The following is a 21,337-nucleotide window of genomic DNA, read 5'->3' as shown; positions in this document are numbered from 1 at the left end:
CCGGCTGCATATTGTTGGAATGTTTTATAGACGTCGGCTTCATGGGCACGGAGGACTTCTTCCGCTGCTGCCTTCGGCAGTTTACCTTCAGTTGCTGTATCGAGGAAGCTCGAGAGATCCTGGACGAACTCTTCTGTTTCCGCTTTTGACGCGTTGATGCCGTCCTGGTCGTCCGCTTTCACGGCTTTGACGAGATCAGTTGTGTATTTGTTGTGATCAACGAAGATTTTTTCGAATTGTTTTGCACCTTCATCGCCATAGACAGAAGCGATCGCCGGTGTCATGTCGAGTGCGTTCTGTTTCAGTGCTGCTTCATAATACTTCGCATCTTTTGATCCGTCATATTGTTTTTTCATGTCCATGACGGCAAGCACGAAGTGCTCAGAGAGTAACTGATCGAGTGTTGCACGGAGGTCAGCGGCTTTTGTTTTGACCGTGACGTTCTTCGCGCTCTCTTCATGTTTCATGTCGTCTCCGCCACCGGAAGCGAATGCTGCCGTTCCTGGTAATACGAGTGCTGCTGCCATTGCTGTTGCTGCGAATTTTTTTGTGTTTTTCATCTTGTCTCATCCTCTCAAATTTGGGTGATATCTAGTTAGTATTTGGTAGTTGTTGTCTGTATCGTTCTGAACAGCATACGCACCTGGTTTTTGTTTGGATTGGAAAATTGAAAAAGTTTTTTAAAAAAAGTATGAACGGTTCGGTTTCTTCCTTATATACAAAATGCGGAACTTTTTTTACAAGTTCATCGTTTGTGCATGTTACACTAAAAAAAAGAACCGTTTTGTAGCTAAACTGCAACTATTTAATACCAGGTACTAATATGCTATACTGTTCTTTAGACTGAACCAATGAAAGGTGATCAAGATGGTACAAAATCAAGCCGGAACGGACCAACCGACCCGTGAACGTCTGAAACGTAATCAACAGATCAAAAACGAAGAGCAACAGGAGCAGGAACCGAAACAACGTAAAAAGCTGCGTCAGTATTCTTCACGCCGCGTTCCCATCCTTGTTCGTTTATTGATCATTGTTCTTCTTATTGTCCTTGCGTTAGTGATCGGTGCCATGGTTGGGTATGCGACACTTGGTGGTGGCGAAGCGATGGATGTCCTCAAGCTCGACACATGGACCCGCATCACCGATTTTTGGACACAATCTTAAATTAACCAGTGATTGGAGCTGTGTGATATGTATACGATTGAACAAATCAAGGAAGTGATTCCGCACCGGTACCCGTTTTTACTCGTCGACCGGATTTTAGAAGTCGAAGAAGGAAAACGTGCTGTCGGCATTAAAAATGTCACGGCAAACGAAGAATTCTTCAATGGCCATTTCCCGGACTACAACGTCATGCCTGGTGTTTTGATCGTTGAGGCATTGGCGCAAGTAGGTGCCTTTGCTGTTTTGAAGATGGAACAAAACCAGGGCAAACTGGCCTTTTTTGCCGGCATCGAGAATTGTCGTTTTAAACGTCAGGTCGTTCCCGGTGACCAGCTCCGACTGGAAGTCGAACTGACGAAACTGCGTGGACCGATTGGTAAAGGACGTGCCACAGCAACAGTCGATGGGGAAGTCGCCTGTACTGCTGAACTGACTTTCGCAATCAAGTGAATCCGTGATGAAGCGTGTGCTGATTCCTTTGGCAATCTCGCTGCTTGTCATTACCGGTTGTCAGCATGCTGACGAGGTGGAGACTGCTTCCCCGACGGTCATCATCGATCCTGTCACACGTGCTGGACAAACGGAAAACATCTCGGCTCAGATTTCAGCGACGGAAAATGATCGGATGCGTCTGACGATTCGGACGGCAAATGACATCCGGCTGGATGACCAACAGGTCGATATTCGACTGGATGTTGCCAATCAGTCGATTCCGTTCCCATTCGTTTCGTTTACGGCGAAAAAAATGGGGGAAATCAGAACATATACCTCGGATACGACGATTGAAAAAGAAGTCTTCGATGAAAACCGTCTGCCGGTTTTAATCATCGATGCCGGCGCCGGACGTGGAATTGAAATTCCGCTTGAAGTCGTCCGTTAATGGAAAAGAACCATACGATAAACACCGGTTCCCCGGTTATCGTATGGTTCTTTTTTTCATGTTTCTAGTAGCTAAAAGAGGGAATTTCTCAAAGGAATACTTAGTCAGAAAAAATGAAGGAGGAACGAACCATGTCTGAACATCAACAAGTTGCGTTAAACGAATTACAAAAGTGCATCATAGCCTGCAATGTCTGTTTTGACGCTTGTCTAAACGAGCCGTATGTCGGTCATATGGCAGATTGTATCCGTCTTGATCGTGATTGTGCCGATATTTGTAGTCTCCTTAGCCAGGCAATTGCCCGAAACAGTCTGAACATCGCTGCTCTTGCGACGGCGTGTGTGGAGATTTGTCGAGCGTGTGCAGAAGAATGTGGCAAACACGAGCATGATCATTGTCAACAGTGTAGAGTTGCCTGTGAAGCCTGTGCGACAGCGTGTGAAGCATTAATCTGATGAACAAAACCAATAAAATCCATATAGGTTGCTTTGTTCCTTTGAGCAAAAGCGACCTTTTTTAATGAAAAACAATTGAATTTAAGATTTGATGTGGTTTATTTTTCCTTTATTGTTTAAAATCTAGGTAGAACATATTTAAAGAATGGGGCGAAATGAATAGAATGAAAAAATTAGGCATGTACATACTAGCCTGTTTGCTTGTTTTGGGTGTCATCACACCGGCACAAGCTGAAACAGCATTGACGTGGGACGTCAAAGGAACGGGAACGAATCCTTACACATTAACCTTTACGGGAGAAGGAGTCGTCAACCTCGAATCGGAAACTGCATTGGTTTTTGAAGAAGGTGTGACAGGGCAAGACATCGATATCGCGAAAACACCGATCGTGACGTTTACAGCAGAGACGGCACCAGTCGTCAAGATCGTCTCAGGCGATCAAACGAAAACGGTCTTGATTGAGTTTGGCCGTGAAGTCAAAGAGGAACCGACACCAAAAGAGCCGGTGACGGAAGAACCACCGGCAGAAGAACCGGTGACGGAAGAACCACCGGCAGAAGAACCAATCAAGGAAGATCCTCCTGCCGAGGAGCCAGTTAAAGAAGAACCAGTTAAAGAAGAACCAGTCAAGGAAGAACCGGTCAAGGAAGAACCAAAACCGGAGACGGAACAACCGGTCGCGACGACAGGAACGATCAGCGGAACGATCTGGTACGATGAAAACGAAGACGGAATCCGTCAAGACAAAGAAACGCGCATCAGTGATGTGCCGGTCTACCTCTTGGACAGGGACTATGACGTTGTCGACGAAGCCTATACAAAAGACGGTCTTTATTCGTTCAAAGACCTGAAGCCGGGCACATACTACATCGACGTCTACGGAATGGACATCGGCTACTACTCCACGTCACCGCAACACGAGGGGACGGACCCGACAATCGATTCTGACCTTGATGAGGATGATATGGCGAAAGTTAAACTGACAGCCGGTGAGAATGTAGAAATCGATGCCGGTTTATACGGTTATGATGAAGAAGCAGAGATGGATTTTTCAAACTTATTGCTCGTCACGAACTTCTTTGATGCGAACGCCGACAAGATTCCAGGTTACTCGGAGCAAACACTTCCTGCGACGTATACGGTGACGGATGCAATCACAGGCAGCGACGTCTATACGGAGAAAGTCGGGAAAGACGACGCATTGATGATTGAATTGACACCTGGTACGTACACAGTCAAAACAGAAGTCGCTTCCGGATACACGGTTGAAGCGATGCACCACATCTCACTGGACGACTTGATGGATTCGTTTGATTTTGAAATGACGAAAGCCAGCGTCAAAGCATTGGCAGTCGGCATGGCGGATGAAGAGGAAGAAGAATTCCCGGAATACGATGAGTTCTTGAAACTGTTCGAACGCAAAGCAACAACCGATTCGATCATATTGACGGAAGACACGATGGGGTATTTCCTCGTCGCGGAAATCGTGAAAGCAAAACCGGTCGTAGCACCGAAGCCAACACCGACACCGACGAAAACATCGGTCAAGACGGTCGAAGCACCGGCGACGAACGTAGCGGATCAACAAACAACGAACACGACGTCAAACGAACGTCTCCCACAAGCAGGTGAAGACAAACCATTCCCATATGCAGCAACTGGAGCAGGTCTCGCTGTAGTCGGAGTTTGGTTATTGTTACGACGCGCTGGATAATAGGAAAGCCCTTTGGACCGAATCGGTTCAGAGGGCTTTTTGATGTGTGTCTTGATTGACACACACGCACACACGTGTGTATATTAAGGGTATCAAATGAATGGAAAGAGGGATGACGATGTTAACAACAAAACAGATCAGTGAATTGTTACGTGTCTCGGAAGAAACGGTCCGTCGTTGGATTCGGACAGGCGAACTGCATGCCGAACAGGATGGTAAAGGGTACTTGGTCGATGAGTTGGCGTTAAAACGTCTCGTCGACGAGAAGTCACAGATTCCAGGCAACGCGATGAACAAAGTCTTGCCGATCATCAACGACCTGTTTGGTCCGGAAGCAGCGAAGTTCGCGAAGTCGAACTTGTTTGATCCGCTCCGTCAGTCGATGGATCAGTCAGCACCGCCACGTCCGGAAGCATCACCGGAGTCGGTCGCAGAAGAACTGAGCCAGCTGAAGCGGAAAAAACGTCGCCTCGAACTCGAACATGAACTGAAGTTGCTCGAAATCGAAGAGAAGATTGCCGTCCTCGAACAAAAGGCGTCACGTCTTTAATTTGAAAGAGCTGAACGATTCCGGTTAACTGACCGGGGTCGTTTTTTTATGAACGAAACCCTTTGATAAGCAAACGAATGCGGCTTCCGGACTCGGTTGTGCGACAATGAAAATATAATGAACGAAGGGGTTGGGAAAATGTTCGAACGTGATGTTAAGAACCATTGGCAAGTGACGTATCAACAAAATGGTTATCCGCATGTGCAGCAAGGCTGGGTCCTGTCACCGGAGCGGAAGGACGAGTTTGATCCGTTTATCCTGATGGCGGAAGACTGGTTCAAACGCGGAACGTTTTCCGATCATCCGCACCGCGGCTTCCAGACGATTACCTATGTCATCGACGGTCGGCTTGAACATATCGATAATCATGGCGGACACTCGATTTTAGACGCCGGGGACGTCCAGTACATGAACGCCGGCTGGGCGGCACGGCATGCCGAAGAAGCGGTCGATGACGATTTGATCCATACGTTACAACTGTGGCTCAATCTGCCGAAACGTTTGAAAGAGACGACGACATCGTATCAAAACGTCCTGCTGGAACAGGCACCGGTCGTGCCGCTTGCCGGTGGACACGTCCGGGTCTATTCCGGTGCGATTGCCGGCGTGACGGGACCGCTCGAGAGTCTGGTGCCGATTACGATGAGTGAGATTTCGCTGGCTCCCGGAGCGACGTATTCGCATGTCTTACCGGCGAATCATAACACTTTTCTATATGTCCTGGCAGGCGAACTGGAAGCCGGGACAAGCGGGACCCGCCTCAAGAAGACGATGGCAGCAACATTGACGTTTGACGAACAGGCTCAAGGGGACAGTGCATTCGCATTGACGGCTGTCAGTCGGACGAAGGTGCTGATTTATTCGGGTGAACCGATTCGGGAAGAAACGATTGCCTACGGACCGTTCGTCATGAATACGGAAGACGAGATTCGTCAGGCGTACCGGGATTACCATGATGGGAAGTTCGGACCGCCAGCCGTCTTGTGACGACAAAAAAACCAGTTCCGTCAAACGGACTGGTCTTATGTGTTCGATAGGCGGACACCGCTCGACCTCAAACTGAGGAAGAATCGGTTGTCCGTTTTTTCTTGCGACGCCAAAACCAGTAGCCGAGCCCGAGTGCAATCGGGATAGCGGCCAGGTAAGGATTCGCTTCTAGATAACTGATGATCTCAAACAGCGCGAACCATCCACTGAGTAAACCGAGGATGAGTAAGATCGTCCGAATCGCTTCGGGAAGCTTGCGGATACGATATGCGAAGAGACATACGAGGCAAAAGATGATAATCGCCACTAGCATTCCTCCCATTCCCGTATCCAGTATAGCGTATTCGAAAAGCTTTTTCGATGTTGAATGGTGTGTTTTTTATCCGCATGATTTTCGAACAATCCCACCTCTTGACCTGTCATATAGGGTGAGTCCATCAAGGATTCATCCTATTTTTTATGGAAAAGGAGAAGACGGATGAAAATCGACTACTTCAGCGTCATGCCGAGCGGGCCAAAAGGAGCACTGGAAACACACTGTCTGACGAATGGAAACTGGTACGAACGAATCAGTGAAGAATGGGAACGGGCGATTCATTATGGAGCAGGTTTGATTCGGATCAAGGACAAGGGCGCCGAATTACGGATTCCGATTGAATTCGGATTCGGTTACGTCTTGCAGTACTTACGGCAGTTCGCAGCAGCAGAACGACATACGATTGACCGGGCCAGACGACATCTCCAGCAGCAACTCGAATGGATCGGACGTGGTCTGCCGATTCAATTGCGTCGCTTGGGCGACATGATTGAACTGACGGCGGATGCCGATCACCGGTTTCAGCGCGAATCGTTTTTAGAGGCAGTCGATCAAGCGAATCAGAGTATATCCTGAGAGAGAAGCCGTCACGTTCAAAAGCGTGATGGCTTTATTGTATTTCAGAAAAATATTGACTTAAATGAAATTATATATAAATGTAAGCGTTCTCTTAAAAAGGTATGACCAGTTTTTTAATTTCCATATACAACCTGTGAATATATTTTACTAGTTACTACTATTCACCTATTTTTTACAAAAAACCTATTGTCGTTAGTTTCTGAGTTTTGTATATTTGAGCTGTAGCTGAGTGATTCACTTATCTCGAAGTGAGACTTGGTACGAACCTACAACATACAGAATGCCTTGTGAATGAGGCGTTCGACAACGTTTTTCTGTTCATCCCAAACTGGATACATAATGGATCACTGACGATCGTCTACTGTATAGGCGATGGATCGGCGTGTGAAACAGAACGTATTCCTCCGAAGAAGACAGAAAATCAGTTGAATGGCTAAAGTAAATATTTACAAATATTTTACTTTAAGTGTAGGTTATCTGGTTGGGGTTGTCGCATTTAGTTTTGAAAGACAAGAGGAGGAATTGTAAACATGGCTTACACGAAAAAATCAAACAAATTGTACGCTGCTGCAGCTGCACTCGCAGTCACTGCATCTGTCGTCGCACCGGTTGCTGCTGACGCGGCTTCGAAGGTCTCTGTCAAATACATCGAACCGATCTTGATGAAACATGCAGGCGGTGATAAGTACGCTGTTAAGAAATTGATGTTACCGACGAAAGTCAAAGTCAAGCTCACAAACGGCAAGTACGAAATGCGTTCAGTGAAGTGGAACGGTACCGTGAAGTTCGAGAAAAAGTACATTAACAAGTTCCAAGTCTTGTATGGAACAGTTTCTGGTACTTCGAAAAAAGCAATCCTCAAAGTAGAACTTCAGAACTATCCGGTTGATGTCCTCGAACCAGTCCTCGAACCAGTCGCAGTCGGAGGAAAAGTTGTTCTTCCAAGCACAATCAGCATCCGTTACAAATCAGGTATCATCGTTAAACGCCCGATCAGCAAATTCAACCTGAAAACACCAAACACATCAAAAGCAGGCAAGTATAAGCTTGCTTACTCATACAAAGGTGCGAACTCTGTCGTGACAGGTTCAATCAACTATGAAGTCAAAGCAGCGAATATCATGAACGTCATGGGAAGCGTCGATGATCAGACACTTTCTGTTAAAGCAGACGTCATGTACGCAGCGGCAGGCGCAATGACAGAACTCTTAATTTACCCAGGTAAAGATATGTCAAAAGCACCAATCGTCGTCAAAGGGACGCTTTCAAAAGGGAAATTCATGGCTTCGAAAGGCGGAATTCCTGAAGGTACACACAGCTATGTCGTGAAAATCGGCGATGTGAAATCAGCAGCAATGGACTTCACAGTAGCGAACACGATGTTGACGTCAGCAAAAGCAATCGGCAACAAAAAAGTGGAAGTCTCGTTCTCACGCGCGGTTGATAGCGCTTCAGTCGAAAACTTCAAAATCGCAGGCGGAACAGTTACAGCTGTTACCCTCAGCCCGGACAAAAAATCAGCACTTCTCGACGTGTCAGGTCTTGAGTACGATAAAGACTACACAGTGGAAGCGAAAGGCATCATGATCGGCGGCGTCGCTCGTGACCTCGGTTCAATGAGTTTCATGACACAAGGCGTTGAAAACCTCTGGATGCTTGAAGTCTCACCGAAAGCGTCGACAATCGTCGCAAACGGAGCTGACAACACAGAAGTGACGTTCTTACTCAAGGACAAAGCAACTGGTGAAGTCGACAAAAATGCAGACGATATCGTCTTGAAATTATCAACATCATTCGGTGCCCTTGCAAAAGACCGCGTGACAATTCAAGACGGAAAAGCAACGGTCATCCTCACTTCAGAGTTCAGCAATACGGACCTCGAAGCTATGATCCGTGCAGAAATCATCGAAACGGCAGCAGGCGATTACAAAAACCTCATCGGTAGGATTTCAGGAGAGACGAAAGTCAAGTTCAGCACAATCGCTGTTACTCCGGCTCCGATCGAGATGATTAACGTGCTCGCAGCTGAATCGAACCAAGCAGATCGCGTTACGGTCTTCCTCGATAAAGCAGTCTCACGTGAACTCTTACTCAAATCATTCGGACTTGATAAAGTCATGCAAGGTCTTCACGAAGAAGATTACCTCGCAAACGACAACATCCAGATCGAACAGTTTGACGGCATGAAACGCGTCATCGGTGTTAAAGCGATTCCTTCGAATCCAAAAGCATTCGAATTGATCCTGGACAAAGAAACACCACTCCAAGACAACGCAGTCGTTAAGCTCGTCGCTAAAATCACGAGCAGCACGGATACAGAAGTGAAATCAAAAGCAAGCTTCAAGTTGACGGATGCCCGTCCTGCTGAAGTAACATCTGTTAAAGCAGTCGGTCTGAACCAACTCGAAGTGAAATTCTCTGAAGCGGTCGATTCTGCGAAATTCAAAATCGACGGTCAATACGGAGAGAAGTACTTCAAAGTCACGCATTACGGATTTGACAACAAAACAGGTGTCGATCGCCGCGATACAGTCCGTATCATGCTCGATGACAACTATCCAGGTGTCAAAGAAGGTTACTTCGCTGCAGGTAAACACTCGCTTCAAGTCTGGGATACAATGGACTTCGCAGCACTTTCAGATGAAAGCAACATTGGAACGACACAAAACCTCGACTTCACGGTTGCGGCTGACACAGTCAAACCGACAGCTGGCGTCGTTGTTGAGTCACCTGAGCAATTCCGCGTGATGTTCAGCAAAGGCCTCAAAAATGCGAATATCCTTGCATTGCTTGATAACGAACTGAAGTTTGAGCGTTACAACTCGAACACGAAGAAATACGAAGACTTCAGCAAGTATGTCAATGTCACGTCGTATAACAAAGAGACGGGCGAAGCTGTCATCGAGTTGATGAAAGACTGGACGGAAATCTACGATACAGTCAACACGAAAGAAAACTACTACAACGATAAGTTCCGCATCACGCTCGACAAAGGTGCCATCCAGGCCGAAGCGAACGGTGAGAAGAACGATGCGTTAATCCTTGACCTCAGCTATGAAGGATCGCCGCTCAACACGCCGGACCTGAAGAGTGCTGAAATCAACACGATCGACCGCGTACCAATGACAAACGACTTCGTTGTCATGATGAGCGAGCCGGTGAAAATCCGTGACCTCGATGAGTACAACACGCCACTCATCAATGCGGACGGTATCGTCTTGCCTCCGAAAACGACAGTTGAATTCATCGGTAAGAACAAAGATGGAAAAATCGTTACAATCGACGGATCTGTCGTCAAGTACACGGATACAACGGACAAAAACTTCCAAGTCAAAGCAAACGAGAGCCTGCAAAAACTCGTCGACATGGAAGGGTACGGCGAAGACTGGAAAGTCGTCGTCAAATCATTGTCTGATGATGTCGGTAACACGGTTGCAACAGCGACACATGACTTCAAACTCATGAAAACGCCTGTTAAACCAGTCTTGACGCCGTTCGAAATCGTTAAAGTCTCGGCAAACGAGAAAAACGAGAAAGACGTCATCCGCATCAAGTTCACAGAGGGCGTTCAATACTCTGGTATGTACGATGCGACAAGCACAGCGAACTACATCCTGAACGGAAAATCACTTCCGGTCGGAACAAGTATCTCGCTTGCTGACTCAGATGACATCGTATCGAACGGACTTGATATCGTTAAAATCAAAGTCCCGGCTGGTACACTCAAAACGTTGTCGAACGTCATTGTCGTCAACAAAGATCTTCAGTCATACGACAACTCAGTCTTGACTGGCGGTTACGAGAAAGCAGTTCTTCTCGGATTAAACTAATTCCCTCGAACACCTTTCGTCTGGAAATGGATGGAAGGTGTTCTTTTTTATGACAATTAGTGCAATCGATTGCATTTTGTTAAATATATTGACTTTTTTTGAAAAATAGAAGGTGTTATCTTGAAAGAAAGATGTTAAATTATGTGATGTTGTTTAGTAATTAAAGGAAAAAATAATCAATTAAATACAGATAGTAAAGGAGACTTATATTGATGAAGAATACCAAAAAAGTATCGGCTGGACTGCTTGCTACCCTCGTAGCAACAAGTAGCTTCGGTGTAGCACCAAAACAAGCAGCAGCTTATACATCAGGTGAAAAATTAGATAATCATGTCATTTTCCAAAGTTTTAGTCTCTATCAGCCATATGACAGCAACATGTATCGGACACTTGCTAAAAAAGGTGACCTGTTAAACTCATGGGGAGTAACAGATGTATGGATGCCACCTGCTTATCGTTCGTTTGATATGGCGCGTTACATGGAAGGGTATGCTATCGCCGATCGGTATGACTTAGGTGAATTCCCGCAAGGACCGGGCGGCGCAACGGCGACGAAATACGGAAAAGCTAGTCATCTCGAGATGATGGTCGACATGTTGCATGATGACAACATCAAAGTTCAAATGGACTTGGTCCCAAACCAGATGCTTGGATTAAACAAGCGGGAAGCTGTTTTCGTACGTCGTGCGACAAGCTCAGGTGAGTTATTCACGAATCCATACACGGGCGGACAGACAACAAAAACGCTCGCGACACCTTACCTCGCCTATACAAAAGGCGGCGGACAGGGACAAGAAAAATACGGGTACCTCAAAGAGTGGAACAAAACCTTCTTAAATGGAACATCGCTTCAAGGTCAAGGTACAGGACGTGTCATGACGGACAAAGACGGTAAACCGTACCGTTACTTTGGACCGGAGAATGAGAAAAACTATTTACCTGAATGGTTGATTGAAGCGTCTAAAACTCAAAACTTGAATGTCGTCGATACTTATCTCGCGGCTGACGGTTGGTATGAAGTTTCACCGCAGAACTGGAAACCGATGTTATCGCAATACGCGAAGGATCCGGGTTACCTTGCTTATATGAAAGAAAATGGTTTCGAGACAAAAGAAGCACTCCTCGCGTCAGCGGACAATGGAACGATTGCGAAGTTGACGGAAGAATACATGAAGACACAAGCAACTTACGGATACGGAACAGAAGAACGTTCGTATCAGAATGATAACTCGGGCATCGATATCGAAGATCAGTTCCTCTTCGTAGATGAAACAGGATTTCCGCTTCAAGCCTATAACAAGACGATGACGAATAACGATGAGTTCTTACTTGGCGTAGACTTAGCCAACTCGAACAAAGAAGTCATCAAAGAACAAAAGAACTGGATGAAGTGGATGCTTGAAACATACAAGTTCGACGGCTTCCGGATTGATGCAGCGTCACACTACGATACAGCGATTTTAAAAGCGGAAGCAGAAGTCGCGAAAGAACACTTCGGTAAAAAAGAGCATTTAAGCTATATCGAGAGCTATAAGTCAGAGCAAAAAGCATACATGAAAGCTAATAACGATGAGCAGCTGATCATGGACTCACCACTTTACTTCACGATGCGGAATGCCCTTGGAAATGAAGCATCAAAACGTCCCTTGAGTGCCATCGTGACAGGTTCAACTGTTGATCGTTCAGCGACTGGTGCAACAGATGTATCAGCTAACTGGTCATTCGTTAATAACCACGATCAAGAGAAGAACCGCGTCAACCAGATCATGCTCGATCTGTACGGCATCAAAACAGGTATTCAGTACAAAGCAGGCGAAGAGCCGAAATCGTTTGAAAAAATGTACGATAAAGATACAGAAAAACAAGCACTCGCAATCTACAATGCAGAACTCGCAAGCACAAAGAAAAAGTATTCAGTGGATAACGTCGTCTCACAATATGCGTTCTTGCTGACGAACAAAGATACGGTTCCGACTGTTTACTACGGTGACTTGTATCAGACGGATGCTTCATATATGTCTAAGCAAACGCCATACTATGACGAAATCACGAACTTACTGAAAGTCCGTAAGCAATATGCATACGGTGCTCAGAAAGTGGCGTATCATACGACGAACACTTCAAAAGTCGCCGGCAGTCATTTGATTTCAAGTGTCCGACTCGGTAAAGACCGTAACACGGGTGTTGCGACAGTCATCGGGAAGAAGTCAACACTTAACACGACAATCAAAGTCGATATGGGCAAACAACATACGAACCAAGTCTTTGTCGATGCGAGTGGTGTAACCCAAACGAAACTTGTCACAGACAAAAACGGAATCTTGACAGTTCCGGTTAAAGGGATGAGAACGGCAGAAGTAAATGGATACCTCGGTGTCTTCGTTCCACAAACAACAAAAGCACCGACGGCAACAATCGAGAAAGCAAGTGTCTATCAAGGAAAAGGTATCAACCTGAAAACAAAAGTCTTGAATACGTCATCAACTGTATCATCGATTCGTTATCAAGTAGCGGACACGTCAAAAGCAACAGTGGATACTACGGGACGTCTCGTTGGTAAAGCATCAGGCAAAACGACTGTGACGGCAACCGTGACATTAAAAGACGGATTCGTCCTGACAACTACATTACCGATCGAAACGAAAGTTAATGAAGTGAAGCTGAAAGCTACACAAAAAACATTGAAAAAAGGTCAAACAACGACAATCGGTTATGCGTCAGCAAGCGATAAAATCAAATCTGTCAGCTATGCGTCGCTCAATAAAAAAATCGCGACGGTGAACACAAAAGGACAAGTTAAAGCAGTCACTAAAGGAACAACATCAATTCGCGTTACCTATACGACTGTTGAAAATTACAAGGTCGTTAAAACATTCAAAGTCATCGTGAAGTAAAGCGAATATCCATCACCTATTGAGGTGGTGGATATTTTTATTCCAAAAATAAAGGAATCAGGTAAATGATTTTTAATATTCCACATTATTCCAAAATTAACGGGTATATAGGGGTATAGACCTAAGACAATTGAAGGGGCGAAGGAATGAAAAAAATCATTGCAGGAAGTCTTGCCGCGAGTTTGTTCATGGGACTCAGCGTAAACGGGGAAGCCGTCGCGCAACAAAAAATTGCTGGTACAACACAAAAAACTGTCAGTGCAAAACAAATCAATCAAGCAAAAACGTTACCGACATTCCATGGCAGTTATGCCGGAACACCGATGAAAGGACGATTTGATGAAGACGGATTTGCTATCTGGTACATGGACGCCAAAGACTTTGTTCAGGACGGAACTCATCTTGAATTTGAACTGGATTGGGATGTCTACGGCACGATGTTTACGAGTAAGGCAGACATTGATGCGGGACGCGTCTACAATCGTTATTTCCAGCGTAACGACGAGACGATGTATTTCCCGCTCAGCTGGAGTGGACGGCAGTACTTGATTTTAGAAGGTTACCCGGGCGATACATATTCCGTCCCGTTCAGTGTCTCGCGTTACGAACCGATTGATGCGACGAGCAGTTCCTCTGTTAAAACGAAAGCGAGTACGACAACGGCTCTTATCATCCAGACAAAAGCGGGTATGGTACGCAGCAGCAGTCTTGGTGCCAAGTCTGTCGAAGCTTTTGCTCCGGAATTGCGTTTAGAAAAATTGACGTATCGTTCAGCGGCGGAAACGAAATTAGCGAAACAAAAGTTTGAGCAGTCGAGTGCGACGGCCTACGTCGAATATGATACGCCGATTCAAGCGTTCGGAACGGACGCTTTCAAGCATCATCAATGGTCGCTCCTGAACACCGGTCAGAAAAAAGGGTTGAAAGGAGCGGATATCGGTCTGACGGCGATGCAGAAACGGATTGCGAAGAAAAAACAGTCGACAACGCTCGTTGCGGTCATCGATTCCGGTATCAATCCGAGTTATGCCGATTTCGCCGGGAAAGTCCGGATGGATCTTGGTTATGATTTCGTCAACCGTTCGAAGACGGCGTGGGATGATTACGGGCATGGGTCGCATGTCGCCGGTATCATTGCAGCCGGAAGTGACAATACGTATGGGATGACAGGGATTAATGCCAAAGCCTCGATTATTCCGATCAAGGTCCTCGATGAGAACGGTGCCGGCTATACGTCGGACTTGGTCAGTGGAATCAATCATGCGGTGAAAAAAGGTGCCAAAGTCATTAACCTCAGTCTCGGTGGCGATACCTCTTCCAAGGCGGTCGAGTCGGCACTGGCTTATGCGAAAAGTAAAAATGTACTGATCGTCGCCGCCTCCGGGAACGCCGGCAAAAAGGATCTATCATATCCGGCACGCTCGAAATATGTGCTTTCCGTTGGTGCAACAGGGCGGACAGATAAACGGGCGTCGTTCTCGAACTACGGAACGGGACTCGATCTTGTCGCACCAGGTGTCGCGATTCCGAGTTATCTCGCAGACGGAGAACTTGCCTTTGCGAGCGGAACATCGATGGCCGCGCCGCATGTCGCCGCTGTCGCCAGTGTCTTGTACAGTTTCAAGCCGACGATCAAGTCAGCGGACGTCGAAAGTATCCTCAAAAAATCAGCGAAGGACCTCGGTTCGAAAGGATATGATACGACCTATGGTTCCGGTCGTCTGAATGCTGACCGGGCGACGAGTTACATTAAATGAAACAAAAGGTGGATCCGGTTGACGCCGGATCCACCTTTTGTGTGAAGTGACTTGAAAACAGAAAAAAATCTACGCGAAACGTAAAAATTAGGTGTTTAGCGTAAAATTTTCCATTATACTGGTTCTGTAGGTCAAAAGGTGGATGAAGGAGTGGAGAAATGAAGAAATGGATCGCAGGATTGACAGTAGCAGGTCTTCTCGGGACGATGATCCCGACTCAAATAGAAGCAGCAGGTACCGGGGCAAAGAAATTACCGACGCTGGACGCGAAAACAAAGAAAGCCTATATCAAAGGCAAGTTTGACAGTAAAGGAAAAGCATTATTTTATTTCGATACGAAAACCTACCTGACAGGCGGAACCCATCTGAAATTTGCTGCCGACGAGACAGAAGCCGTCACCGTTTATAAATTACAATCCGACTACAAACGACAACTGGTTTACGGACGATATGATCAAGTTACGGATCAGTCGCTCGTCTTCCCGCTCAGTTGGAGTGGTCGTCAGTACATAGAAATCGAAGGGAAGAAAAATGCGTCGTTTGTCGTGCCGTTTAAGCTTGAACGGTTGCAACCACTTCGGGAATCGATTGGTCAATCGGGTACGGTTGCGAAGTCAAGCAGCCTCGTAGTCAAGATGACAGGAGAGAACAGCCAGAAACAACAACTGTCCGTGAAAACGGCAGCCGTCAAGCACGAAACAATTGATGCCGGCCTCGGCCTCGTCAAGTTCACGTACCGGACGGTCATGCAGGCATTGGCGGCGAAACAGCAACTCGCAAAATCGAACAGTGTTGCGTATGTCGAGCTCGACAGCTCCATGCATGGACTCGGAGGCGACGTCTTCAAATCGTATCAGTGGTCACTAAACAATACAGGGCAACGCGGTGGCGTCAAAGGCGCCGATATCAACTTCGATGCGATGAAGAAACGGATTGCCGGGAAGAAACAATCGACGGTGCTCGTCGCGGTCATCGATACCGGTATCAATCCGACGTACGCGGACTTTGCCGGACGTGTCCGGATGGACCTCGGCTACGATTTCGTCAACCGCCGGCAACAGGCAATCGATGATCACGGGCATGGCTCGCATGTCGCTGGTATCATCGCTGCGAACAGCAATAACACGTACGGCATGTCCGGCATCAATGCCAAGGCTTCGATCATTCCGATCAAAGTGCTCGGCGAAGACAACTACGGGTCGAACTCGGATATCGCGAAAGGGATTTTACATGCTGTTAAAAAAGGTTCCAAAGTCATCAATATCAGCATCGGCGGTGGATTTTCATCCCGGGCTATCGAAGACGCTCTCGCATATGCGAAGCGAAAAGGGGTTCTCGTCATCGTCGCTTCCGGAAACGAAGGACAAAGTAAATTGTCGTATCCGGCCCGGTCCCAGTATGCGTTTTCGGTCGGATCGACGAACCGGTTCGATAAACGGTCGTCGTTCTCAAACTATGGCAAGGGATTGGATTTAGTCGCTCCGGGACAAGACATCCCGAGTTATCTCAGTGACGGTGAATCCGCTTTTTGGAGTGGGACCTCGATGGCAGCCCCACACGTCGTCGGTGTCGCGAGTCTCCTCTACAGTCTGAAGCCGACGATCAAAGCGTCGGAAGTGGAAGCGATCCTTAAAAAATCAGCACAGGATCTTGGCGCGAAAGGCTATGATTCGTCATACGGATACGGTCGCCTCGATGCCGATCGGGCGGTTCGATTACTGAAATGAAGAGAGTAGGAACATCATGAAGTGTTTAAAACAATTGGTGCTGGTCCTTGTCATCGGTGTCCTCTGCTTGAGCGGGACACTCGACGGACAAGCTGCATCGAAGGAAGAACAGCGCGTATTAAAAGAATACCGGTTGTTTAAGTTCGGTCTGACCGTGACGCAAATCGCCAAAATCATGTACGGTCCATCATACAAACAGCATTTAAAACAGACGAATGGAGCGACGGTCTTTAAGAAAAAAGCAGATTGGGCTAAGAATGAACAAGGTCATCGGTCACGGCAATATTCGTTTTATGACCAATCAAAGACGTTACCCCAAGTGACGACGCTTAAATTTTACACAAAGAAGAACAAAACAACATACTACCTCACGGAAAAGACGCTGCAGTTTGTAGCAGATACGACTACTGGTTTACGTGAAAGTACTCGGATGCTCCGACATGTGACACATATTGAGGGAGAAGAAACGGAAGCAGAGCTCGATCAGCTTTTGTCCGGTAAAGGATTGGGCATGGTAGCGCTACGTTGGTCTTGGAATTATCGTGCTGTTCAAACCAAACAGCAACAAAAAGAGCATGACTACCGGGGACGAGCTAAAATGTATGTCTTTAAAAGTTCGAATCCAAAGAAACAAATCAGTATGACGATGGGATTTGACGGCCGGAGCAAGCAGTATAAGTTAGATAACTTTTCTATCTTCCCGATTGAAATGAAGTAAAAAGGAGCAGTCTTTCATGCTAAGAGAAATTTTGAAATATGCGGTCTTGGTGTCGCTCATGACTTCGACTGTAGTGAGTATCCCGGTCGACGCGGCCACGAAACAGGAAAAACAAGTCACGACGGATTTTACAAAGTATAAGACAGGCATGACGATCGCCGAGTTTGCGAAACAACGATATGGAAAGACGTATAAAAAACACCTGACGAAAAAGAATGGACGGACGATTTTAAAGGAAAAGTCACCAAAAGAAGAGACGTCTAAGGATTTAGACTTCACAGTGTACTTCGTTCCCGGCAAAGAGGAAAAAAACTATATGACCTTTTTGTTTGCAGCTAAGCCGAAAGATAAAGTCTACCGTTTGGCATTAAGGTCCCTTGATTTCAGTGGGGAAAATCCGATGAGCGTCCGGCAAAGTGATCGACAACTCAAACGAGGCAAACAGGTCCAGTACGATATGACGGAGCAGCAGCTCGACAACGTATTGACAGGAAAAGGTCTGGGGGACTGGATGACATGGTCGACAACAGACTTCAGTCATAGCTTTTCCAAACAAGAGCTGAAAAAAATGGGTCTTGGTGAAGGCAAAACAAAAATCTATATTTTTCGGACAAATCATCCGAACAAACGATTACAAGTCCATATGACATTTGATTCAAAGAAAAAAACCTATCGTGTCGATTGGATGGAAAATATATCGAGTACGCAAGAACTCTACTAATCCTAAAACAGAAAAGAGCGACTACACATGAAAACAACATTTAGTAAACTCACAATCGCAGCATTAATCGCCGGATCAACACTGATCGCCGGAACAGCAGAAGCGGCAACGAAACAAGAAACAAAGGTAACGACACAATTCAAGACGTTGAAGAATGGGATGACGATTGAACAGGCAGCAAAAGTTCTTTACGGAAAAGACTATAAAAAACAATTAACGAAAAAGAACGGAATGACCGTCCTCAAGCAAAAAGCAGAGGCGACGAGCACGACACAAGGTCAAAAGACGACGATTTATAGTTTTTATGACAAAAAGGAAATCGTGCCTTCTGATATTACGACGCTGATGTTCATGACGAAGAAAAATAGTTCGGTTTATCGTTTGACATCGAAGTCGCTTGATCTGTTCCGTGACTCTTCGACAGGCGCGCGTGAAAGTAAGATGAAACTTGCAAAAGGCGCGAAAATTAAAACAGGAATGACTGAAAAACAATTGGATGGTGTATTGTCAGGAAAAGGATTGGGCGAATGGACAGGACTGGATTCAATTGATATGACATCTGTCCAAACTAAGCAGGAGATCGATTTAGGACTTGCGATTAAATCAGAGTTTAAAACATATGTCTTCCCGACTTCGACAAAACAGAAAAAATTTGTCATGCTCGAATACAATGTAAAAAAGAAAACGTACACTGTCTCAAGTCAAATGTCATATTAATAAGGACGAAAGAGTCTGCCAACCGGTAGACTCTTTTTTTCATCTTTTCCCGTTTTTGACAATTCGCCCGTAATTTTCAGTATACTCGACTGTAAGATCGTTTTTATTTGACCGATAATAACGAGAACTCATGAAGTTACATAGGAAACAAGCAACGTATAATAGAAGGGAACGTGGGAAAGTGGAACGTGTCAAAAAAAGAAGGAAAGTCAAAAAGCGCTGGACGCCGTTAAAGGTTATGCTGTTAATCGCTCTAGTGCTGGTCATCGGAATCGGAGGGTTTATCGGCTACACGTATTATCAGGTTGATCAAACCGTCAAAAAGATCCAGTCGCCAATCAAAAATACGGGTGACGAAGTCGTCGAGAAACAAAAACCGGTGTCTGTTTTATTGCTGGGTGTCGATCGTCGTAAAGGTGAAACAAACGGACGAAGCGACTCGATTATGATCATGACGCTCAACCCGACACAAAACGAAAGTCGTTTGATCAGTATCCCACGCGATACGAAAGTTGAGATCGTCGGTAAGGGGACAAATGATAAAATCAACCATGCCTATTCGTTCGGTGGACCGGAAATGGCGATTAAAACCGTCGAGAAGTTTCTCGATATTCCAATCAACTACTATGCAGAAATCAATATGGAAGGATTCACCTCACTCGTTGATGCGGTTGGTGGAGTGACTGTTAATAACGATCTAGATTTCAAAGTCGGCGATAAACAGTTCACGGTCGGAAAAATTAACTTAAACGGTGATGAAGCCTTGAAGTATACACGGATGCGTTATGAAGATCCGCGTGGTGACTTCGGTCGTCAAATGCGTCAACGCCAAGTCATCGAACAAGTTGTCGCTAAATTATCATCGGATGTTTCCGTCAGTAAGTTCAATGCGATCATGGATGTCGTAGGTAAAAATGCTCAGACAAATGTATCATTCAAACCGATGCGGACACTTGCCTTTGATTACATGGATGCGTTTAAAAATCAAAAGAATTTAAAGCTTGAAGGAACAGGTGGAAAAGAAGCGGATGGCATTTATTACTGGCATCCGACTGATGATTCACTGGCCCAAACGAAAACCGCATTACGTTACTCGCTTGGTCTGGAGTAAACAAAAGGGACAATCCGAAAAATGGATTGTCCCTTTTACTGTTATAGATTTTGTTCAGCCAATCGCACCCGGCTGGTACTTGTTTCTGTTTGTTCAAACCGTTGCAGGCGATAAGAATTACTGGTCACAAGACCAGTCGTCTCTGTTTCGAGTTGGAGAGGAGCGAGTGTCGCCAGTTCAGCATTGGTGATGGCTGTTTCAGCCCAGTCAATCGCAATGACCTTGTTATTTTGAAGGGTAAAAAAATGAGTTCCGTAAAACAGATACGTGTTGACTTCATCGGAAAACGTCCGTTCCGGTGGACCATAAGTACTATTTAAATCTTCGGCTTTTTTGCCGATAAGGTCAATGAGCGTCTCGGTGACGAAGCTTGTATCGAGATTGTCATTGACCCACGTCAATAAGGATTCGTCAGCAATCGCGTCTCCTTTTAAAGACTTCGTCGTATCGTTATTTTTGATATAACCTGTCAATTCATCCGTCAATTCAATCTTACTGATGGAGTCGGTCGTTTCAAGAACCCGGTAACCGTCACCAAAGTCAGCTTCAAAAAGTAGATCGGTCAAGGCAGAGTCACTATAGATGTTGCTGTTTCTGCTTTTGACGTAAATGACATTTGATTCTTCTTTGACCTCCGGCGTTGGTTCTTTTGTTTTTTCCTTTTCTTTTTCAACAGTGACCGGTTGTTCGATTGTTGACTTCGGTTTGCTGGAAGATGGACTCGCGATGTAATTGGAATAGACATATGTTCCACCGGCACCAAGAAGGAAACATAAAATCAGTAGAGCAACCCAACCCCAAGGGATTTTTCTTTTAATGCGTTGTTCTGGTCGGGTTTTCACTTTGTTTCGACGGATGGCTTCTGGTTCACGGTGCGTCCGCGATAGGGCTGGAGCAATTTCGATGTCCTCTTTAGGTTCGACAGGGCCATCTTCCTCAAGAATCGGACGAGCCACGAGTGTTCCATAAAAATCCGCCAATTCATTATGATGTTTGCCGGCTAAAAAAGCTGACCATTCTTCGGCGGTCACTGTATCCTGCTTGAATGGAACGAGTGGTGTTTGGCCGGTCAAACGAATCATCGTATCTGTTAACGATTCTGTCGAAGCAAGGCTTAAACGAATCCGTTCATGAAGGCGACGGATGTCTTCTTCCGAGTGCGATGTATAGTATTGAAGGGTTTGTAGAGAGCGATGCATGAAGATCTTCCTCCTAT

General features: G+C 45.9%; 18 protein-coding genes and 1 pseudogene. 16 read left to right on the top strand and 3 right to left on the bottom strand.

All coding sequences use genetic code 11. From position 1 onward, the window contains the following. Positions 1 to 560, bottom strand: a pseudogene (locus tag KNP93_RS04440) (copper amine oxidase); the annotation flags it as partial. Positions 561 to 867: 307 nt separating this feature from the next. Between KNP93_RS04440 and KNP93_RS04435 the strand changes: the two are divergent. The 7 genes from KNP93_RS04435 (at position 868) to KNP93_RS04405 (ending at position 5,751) form a co-directional block, all read left to right on the top strand. Further along, positions 868 to 1,164 (top strand): DNA-directed RNA polymerase subunit beta, encoded by a 297-nt coding sequence (locus KNP93_RS04435; RefSeq protein WP_131502383.1) that lies wholly within the window; start codon positions 868 to 870, stop codon positions 1,162 to 1,164. 27 nt (positions 1,165 to 1,191) lie between these two features. After that, positions 1,192 to 1,614, top strand: a complete 423-nt coding sequence (fabZ, locus tag KNP93_RS04430; protein WP_012371522.1) for a 3-hydroxyacyl-ACP dehydratase FabZ — start codon at positions 1,192 to 1,194, stop codon at positions 1,612 to 1,614. Between the two features lie 7 nt (positions 1,615 to 1,621). After that, positions 1,622 to 2,044: a hypothetical protein gene (locus tag KNP93_RS04425; RefSeq protein WP_188004782.1), complete on the top strand. Its 423-nt coding sequence runs from the start codon at positions 1,622 to 1,624 to the stop codon at positions 2,042 to 2,044. 113 nt (positions 2,045 to 2,157) lie between these two features. Beyond that, a complete protein-coding gene (locus KNP93_RS04420) occupies positions 2,158 to 2,499 on the top strand; it encodes a four-helix bundle copper-binding protein (protein ID WP_371819864.1) in 342 nt (113 codons plus the stop codon). Between the two features lie 155 nt (positions 2,500 to 2,654). Further along, a complete protein-coding gene (locus KNP93_RS04415; RefSeq protein ID WP_251138608.1) occupies positions 2,655 to 4,214 on the top strand; it encodes an SdrD B-like domain-containing protein in 1,560 nt (519 codons plus the stop codon). Between the two features lie 118 nt (positions 4,215 to 4,332). Continuing rightward, on the top strand, positions 4,333 to 4,764 hold the full coding sequence (locus tag KNP93_RS04410) for a helix-turn-helix domain-containing protein (RefSeq protein ID WP_012371518.1): 432 nt from the start codon (positions 4,333 to 4,335) through the stop codon (positions 4,762 to 4,764). A gap of 138 nt (positions 4,765 to 4,902) precedes the next feature. Further along, a complete protein-coding gene (locus KNP93_RS04405) occupies positions 4,903 to 5,751 on the top strand; it encodes a pirin family protein (protein WP_214853432.1) in 849 nt (282 codons plus the stop codon). Between the two features lie 67 nt (positions 5,752 to 5,818). Here the strand turns inward: KNP93_RS04405 and KNP93_RS04400 are convergent, their stop codons facing one another. Then, a complete protein-coding gene (locus tag KNP93_RS04400) occupies positions 5,819 to 6,064 on the bottom strand; it encodes a hypothetical protein (protein WP_251138607.1) in 246 nt (81 codons plus the stop codon). 165 nt (positions 6,065 to 6,229) lie between these two features. Here KNP93_RS04400 and KNP93_RS04395 point away from each other — a divergent pair, with 165 nt between their 5' ends. From KNP93_RS04395 to KNP93_RS04355, 9 genes are all read left to right on the top strand, one after another. Then, positions 6,230 to 6,643, top strand: a complete 414-nt coding sequence (locus KNP93_RS04395) for a hypothetical protein (protein ID WP_214853429.1) — start codon at positions 6,230 to 6,232, stop codon at positions 6,641 to 6,643. A 533-nt stretch (positions 6,644 to 7,176) separates the two neighbouring features. Continuing rightward, positions 7,177 to 10,476 carry a hypothetical protein gene (locus KNP93_RS04390; RefSeq protein ID WP_214853426.1) on the top strand — a complete coding sequence of 1,100 codons (3,300 nt, stop codon included), beginning with the start codon at positions 7,177 to 7,179 and terminating at the stop codon, positions 10,474 to 10,476. A gap of 212 nt (positions 10,477 to 10,688) precedes the next feature. Further along, positions 10,689 to 13,370: a glycoside hydrolase family 70 protein gene (locus KNP93_RS04385; protein ID WP_214853423.1), complete on the top strand. Its 2,682-nt coding sequence runs from the start codon at positions 10,689 to 10,691 to the stop codon at positions 13,368 to 13,370. A gap of 146 nt (positions 13,371 to 13,516) precedes the next feature. Continuing rightward, on the top strand, positions 13,517 to 15,127 hold the full coding sequence (locus tag KNP93_RS04380) for a S8 family peptidase (protein ID WP_251138606.1): 1,611 nt from the start codon (positions 13,517 to 13,519) through the stop codon (positions 15,125 to 15,127). Positions 15,128 to 15,285: 158 nt separating this feature from the next. After that, a complete protein-coding gene (locus tag KNP93_RS04375) occupies positions 15,286 to 16,854 on the top strand; it encodes a S8 family peptidase (protein WP_214853420.1) in 1,569 nt (522 codons plus the stop codon). Positions 16,855 to 16,870: 16 nt separating this feature from the next. Next, positions 16,871 to 17,572 carry a hypothetical protein gene (locus tag KNP93_RS04370; protein WP_214853418.1) on the top strand — a complete coding sequence of 234 codons (702 nt, stop codon included), beginning with the start codon at positions 16,871 to 16,873 and terminating at the stop codon, positions 17,570 to 17,572. Positions 17,573 to 17,588: 16 nt separating this feature from the next. Continuing rightward, positions 17,589 to 18,293: a hypothetical protein gene (locus KNP93_RS04365; RefSeq protein ID WP_214853415.1), complete on the top strand. Its 705-nt coding sequence runs from the start codon at positions 17,589 to 17,591 to the stop codon at positions 18,291 to 18,293. Between the two features lie 27 nt (positions 18,294 to 18,320). Next, positions 18,321 to 19,010 carry a hypothetical protein gene (locus KNP93_RS04360; protein WP_214853412.1) on the top strand — a complete coding sequence of 230 codons (690 nt, stop codon included), beginning with the start codon at positions 18,321 to 18,323 and terminating at the stop codon, positions 19,008 to 19,010. A gap of 181 nt (positions 19,011 to 19,191) precedes the next feature. Then, the gene (locus KNP93_RS04355; protein ID WP_214853411.1) at positions 19,192 to 20,121 is read left to right on the top strand and encodes an LCP family glycopolymer transferase; all 930 of its coding nucleotides are present in this window, start codon (positions 19,192 to 19,194) and stop codon (positions 20,119 to 20,121) included. Positions 20,122 to 20,162: 41 nt separating this feature from the next. On the opposite strand, the gene KNP93_RS04350 is transcribed toward KNP93_RS04355, so the two are convergent. Continuing rightward, the gene (locus tag KNP93_RS04350) at positions 20,163 to 21,320 is read right to left on the bottom strand and encodes a hypothetical protein (protein WP_214853409.1); all 1,158 of its coding nucleotides are present in this window, start codon (positions 21,318 to 21,320) and stop codon (positions 20,163 to 20,165) included. Positions 21,321 to 21,337: the final 17 nt, after the last annotated feature.

Origin of the sequence: Exiguobacterium sp. s166 (assembly GCF_018618855.1) — a bacterium.
Lineage (GTDB): Bacteria > Bacillota > Bacilli > Exiguobacteriales > Exiguobacteriaceae > Exiguobacterium_A.
The sequence above is the reverse complement of the archived record's forward strand: the minus strand, read 5'-3'. Positions and strand labels throughout refer to the sequence as shown.